A 3,791-nucleotide genomic window follows, 5' to 3' on the forward strand; every position below is an offset into this window, starting at 1 on the left:
CGGCGTTGAAACCGGCGTAGAAGCCCGTCCAGGTGAAGACCGGAACCGGCGTGAACACCGGCGGCGGCGCGGCGCGGCGCGGAAGGTCGGCGGCGGAAGCGGCGGCGGTCAGGCCGGCGAGCACGGTCGAGGCGAGGAGAAGCTTCTTCATGGCCTAAAATCTCTCTCCCCGTGGCGGGGAACATGGCGAGAGAGAAACTCCAACGGCCGCGCTTGCGATAGTGCAATTTGGCCACACCGCGGGAGGAGATGGGATTAGGCCAGCAGTTCCAGCATGTGAGCTGGCGCTCTCATCGTTCTGGACGAGAACAGGCACAACCGAAGGGTGCATCTTGTTTAGGATTGATAAATGAAAACGCCCCGCAGCGCGTGGCTGGCGGGGCGAATTCGTACCGAGCTTTCCCAGGACCAACCAAGAAAACTATGAGGCACATACAAGCCGGCCAACGCGCATCATGCAAGGGGGTTCCCCAAAGGATGATCGATCAGGGTTTCCGAGGCCTCAACGGGCAGGCTCCGGCTTGCGCGCCGAACCCCATCGCACCTGTTCAGCGCGCCTAGCTCTGCGCGGCTAGGACCAGGAAGCCGAAGCTGACCCCTGTGGTGAGAAGCGCGGCAGTCAGAGACGTAAGGCGGATAAGCATGACAGCACCCATCGGCTGGCCGCGGTCTCTGAGGCAATCAGGGGCCGTGACGGGGGATTACCGTGATGTGGGCGTGAACAGGGGCCGCCAACGTGCGCGCCAGCACCCTGAGTTAGCCGCGCAACTCTCACGTTTTGAAGCGCGGTGCATGGGCGATCTATGGCCGCGGCGGCTTCCGCTTGCTGGGCCCCATTCTTCGAAGCGCTTCGGCAGAGGCGGCCGCGTAAGCAGCCTGTCGCCGCGGGTCGCCTATTGGGAAGTCTCTGGCCGCGAGGCGTGCATTGAAGCGCCGCAAAAACTCCGGCTCTTCCTCACGTGTGCTGCCTGACCCAAGCCCCCTGGCAACACTGCTTGGCGCCCGCCCGCGGCAGGTCGCGACCATGCTGGCGATGTCCTTGAGGGTCGTGAACTCCTTCCCGGCGACGAAGAAGGTCGCAAGGCGTCCGGCATCGCGCTCACGCCGGAGCCCGCTGACGGTTACGCCTCCATCGGGGAATGCGAGCGCAGCGGCCACCTCAAGTCTGAGGGGCGTGTCCTCCCGCATTTCCGAGCGATCCGGGATCTTCAGGGGGCGTTTCGCCATGATATCCCCTCCAGGCGCCTATTTGGACGGCTTCTCAGCCGACTGCCGTGCGAGCAGCGCTCGGAGGTCGCCCACTTTTGGTCCGGTCCCCTGCTGCAGCGCGAGAATGGCTCGCACGCCGCCGCCCTCGGCCGCGGCGCTCGACGTGTTTCGGCGCCGCCCTTTGACGCGCTCGATGTTGCGGCTTGGCGGCTGGCACACCGTGAGCTGCGCCTGGATGAACCTGTTCAGGTCGGACGGGCGGAACTTGCGGCTGACACGCTCCGTCCCGGTCCCGACGTTGACGAAGGCGATCTTGCCCTGCTGGACAAGCTCCAGCAGGGTCTTCTTGGTCACGTTGAGGGTGTCGGCCGCCTCTTGCATCGAGAGCAGCTTTTCGAGGGGCATCATGCCGGCCTCCCCGTCACCTGGGCAGGGTGATCGTACATGCCTCGCGGCACATGCCTAGCCCGGCCTCAAGGCGTACTCGGCGGGCGCCCGCGCTTCCGCGCTGGCCAGGGCTTTTCCTCCTCCTGCCCTCCCTGCCGGGGCATGAAGGCAGGAAGCCCGTAGCGGCGATCGTAGAACTGCCTCACGGCAGGCACATACCGGCCGTAGACCGGGTGCTTCTTGGGAAGGCCATCCCGTTCAAGGAGCGGCAGAGACGCGAGCCAGTGGCTGATCTTCTCGGTGCTCGCCCCGACGATTGCCCGTGCGATATCCCGATCCTCGGCGAACAAGGGCAGCTCGTCCAAAGTGACGATGACGGCACGTCTGGGCACTCGTTCGCCCCGCTGCTTCGGCCGGGCCAAGCGTCCCACGCGGCTTAGTCCAGCTTCGCCCTATGCGCTGGCCGTTGATGGTGTCGCGTATAACCACTGCCCTCTCTATCAAGAAGGGGCGCGGTCCAATGGCTCATGAGAAGCGGGGCGGCGCCGTGCCCTCCTCTAGGCCGCCTCAGGAACGGGAGTGATCTTATCAAGCTCCTCGCCGATCTCATGCAAAAGCGTCTCGCTCTCAAACTGCACCTGCAGATTGAGCCAGAACTGGGGGGAAGTCCGAAACAGCCGGCCCAGCCGCAGGGCGGTATCCGTGCTGATCCCAATCTCCTCCTTCACGACGCGCTCGATGCGCGAGCGAGGCACATCAAGTGCCTTGGCAACGACGCCGGCCGATAGGCCGAGCGGCACCATATACTCCTCGCGCAGGATCTCGCCCGGGTGGATAGGCGGAAGCGTATCAAACGCCTCCGCCGTCTCGAAGGCCCGACGCAGATCCGCGATACTATCTGCAGCATAAGTCATCGGATAAGCCTTGTTGTGAAACAATGTTTTAACTTCATTCTAAGCCATAGCCTGAGGGCCGTAGCCCTCAGTGATAGTCTGTAAACTCCACCCTGTCTGGACCCGCGTTTGTCCAAATAAAACAGATGCGGAATTGATCGTTCACCGCAATAGCGTGTTGCCCGGCACGGTTTCCCTTGAGTGCATGCAGCTTGTTAGATGGAGGACTTTTTAGGTCAGCCAAACTAGTTGCTGCGCTCATGATAGTTAACTTCCGTTGAGCGGCTTTGAGTAAGGCGGCAGGGAAACCTTTGGGGCATCGGCCTTCAAAAACGGCCTTGGTGGTGCTGTCATAGAAATTTAGGATCACAAAGAAGGAGCTCCATGTTGCAACGAATGGTACGTTGTACCACTCACTGCAACACGCGCGCAAGCGCTTTGTTCCATCGAGTGCTACAAGCCCTACAGGGCACTCCGGCGCCGGCGCGGCTCTCAATCGTAGCCAGCGACTAGCACGAGCTGGGCCCAGCCCAGCCGCGCTAGGATCTCCTCGTCCGTCTCCGATCGCTCCGCCAACCCATCAATCCACCGGTCCAGGTCCCGCACGTCATAGCGGATTAGGCGTTCGTCCTGCCGGCCAGCCGGCGCCAATGAGACGGGCGCGACAGGGCAGGTTCGGGTAAACGCCGAGACCGATATCCCGCAGTAGGCTGCGGCGTGAGCCTTCTTTAGGAGCCGCGCGTGGGGAAGGGGAAGCGGCCCTTTCACGGGTTTTTTGGCGGTTTAGGTTGCAGTGCCATGGTCGGCCCACGTTGAGCCTGCTCGACCTCCTCAACGGCTGAGAGGGGGATCCTGAGCAGCTTGCCGCCAAGCCGGAAATGCCCGAGCTGGCCCCGGTTGACCATGTTGCGGACGTGCTGCTCAGAGCAGCCCCAGCGTTCAGCAACTTGCTTCGGGACGAGGATGTCCGGCCGCATGCCGCCCTCCCGCGCTCCCGAGCTGGTCCACACTACGCGGCCAGCCTCATGCGCTCCGGAATGAAGCCTAACCGGATCTGCTCGGGGGGTGGCAGGCCAGCAGGCGTCCCAAGCACCATAGGCGCACTCCCGGCCGCCATACGCATCACGGCACAAGGCGGCGATCTGGTTGCCGGTCAGGCGACCACGCTCCATGAGCGCATCGGCTATGGCCTTAATCGCAGTGGACCCGGGCTTTGACCGGACAAGGGCTGCCGTTCTCGCCTGCGTCAAGCGCCACGATCTCTCGCGCAACCTCGTGCGCGTGTGGGTGCAGAAGTACGAG

The 3,791-nt window shown here is 63.3% G+C and carries 5 protein-coding genes; all 5 read right to left on the reverse strand.

Features of this window, described 5'->3' with window-relative positions; translation table 11 throughout:
• Positions 1-801: 801 nt before the first annotated feature.
• Entirely contained in the window at positions 802-1,227 is a 426-nt protein-coding gene (locus tag AX737_RS33685) for an excisionase (RefSeq protein WP_156453964.1), read from the reverse strand.
• 18 nt (positions 1,228-1,245) lie between these two features.
• Positions 1,246-1,617 carry a helix-turn-helix domain-containing protein gene (locus tag AX737_RS25805; protein ID WP_066926431.1) on the reverse strand — a complete coding sequence of 124 codons (372 nt, stop codon included), beginning with the start codon at positions 1,615-1,617 and terminating at the stop codon, positions 1,246-1,248.
• A gap of 536 nt (positions 1,618-2,153) precedes the next feature.
• Complete coding sequence (locus AX737_RS25815) at positions 2,154-2,399, reverse strand: HigA family addiction module antitoxin (RefSeq protein ID WP_245293510.1); 246 nt, start codon at positions 2,397-2,399, stop codon at positions 2,154-2,156.
• Between the two features lie 178 nt (positions 2,400-2,577).
• Positions 2,578-2,859 carry a type II toxin-antitoxin system RelE/ParE family toxin gene (locus AX737_RS32595; protein WP_082773298.1) on the reverse strand — a complete coding sequence of 94 codons (282 nt, stop codon included), beginning with the start codon at positions 2,857-2,859 and terminating at the stop codon, positions 2,578-2,580.
• Positions 2,860-3,253: 394 nt separating this feature from the next.
• Complete coding sequence (locus AX737_RS34890) at positions 3,254-3,466, reverse strand: helix-turn-helix domain-containing protein (RefSeq protein WP_197430721.1); 213 nt, start codon at positions 3,464-3,466, stop codon at positions 3,254-3,256.
• Positions 3,467-3,791 lie beyond the last annotated feature (325 nt).

Origin of the sequence: Methylobacterium sp. CCH5-D2, from assembly GCF_001556475.1 — a bacterium.
GTDB lineage: Bacteria > Pseudomonadota > Alphaproteobacteria > Rhizobiales > Beijerinckiaceae > Methylobacterium > Methylobacterium hispanicum.

Excerpts from the sequence above, each read along its gene's own strand:
- AX737_RS25805 (WP_066926431.1), bottom strand. The coding sequence starts at position 1,617 with ATGATGCCCCTCGAAAAGCTGCTCTCGATGCAAGAGGCGGCCGACACC.
- AX737_RS25815 (WP_245293510.1), bottom strand. The coding sequence starts at position 2,399 with ATGGTGCCGCTCGGCCTATCGGCCGGCGTCGTTGCCAAGGCACTTGAT.
- AX737_RS34890 (WP_197430721.1), bottom strand. The coding sequence starts at position 3,466 with ATGCGGCCGGACATCCTCGTCCCGAAGCAAGTTGCTGAACGCTGGGGC.
- AX737_RS33685 (WP_156453964.1), bottom strand. The coding sequence starts at position 1,227 with ATGGCGAAACGCCCCCTGAAGATCCCGGATCGCTCGGAAATGCGGGAG.